1 pseudogene is annotated in these 382 nt (G+C 73.0%); it reads left to right on the top strand.

Features of this window, described 5'->3' with window-relative positions:
* Positions 1 to 326 (top strand): annotated as a pseudogene (locus NQ012_RS12985) (formate-dependent phosphoribosylglycinamide formyltransferase); the annotation flags it as partial.
* Between the last annotated feature and the right edge of the window lie 56 nt (positions 327 to 382).

The following is a 382-nucleotide window of genomic DNA, read 5'->3' as shown; positions in this document are numbered from 1 at the left end:
ACACCGTCCTGGTCTCCCGCGCCACACAGCACCAGAGCGAATTCGAGCTGCATGCGCGCGCCATCCTCGGCCTGCCGGTGGACACCCGCCTGCGCAACCCGGGCGCCAGCGCCGTGATCTACGGCGGCATGGACGCCCAGGGCATCGCCTTCGACGGTGTGGACGAGGCGCTGCGCGTGCCGGATACCGACCTGCGCCTCTTCGGCAAGCCCGAGAGCTTCACCAAGCGCCGCATGGGCGTGGCGGTGGCCCGGGCGGACGACGTGGAGACGGCACGCGCCAATGCGAAGCTGGCGGCGGGCAAGGTGAAGCCGCGCAAGGCGTGAGTCGAAGGCCGGCCGCTGTGGTGGCCCGCCGTGCGTCCAGGCCCGTGGGCCGGCGG

Origin of the sequence: Neisseria dentiae (assembly GCF_024580525.1) — a bacterium.
GTDB classification, from domain to species: Bacteria; Pseudomonadota; Gammaproteobacteria; order Burkholderiales; family Neisseriaceae; genus Neisseria; species Neisseria dentiae_A.
The sequence above is the reverse complement of the archived record's forward strand: the minus strand, read 5'-3'. Positions and strand labels throughout refer to the sequence as shown.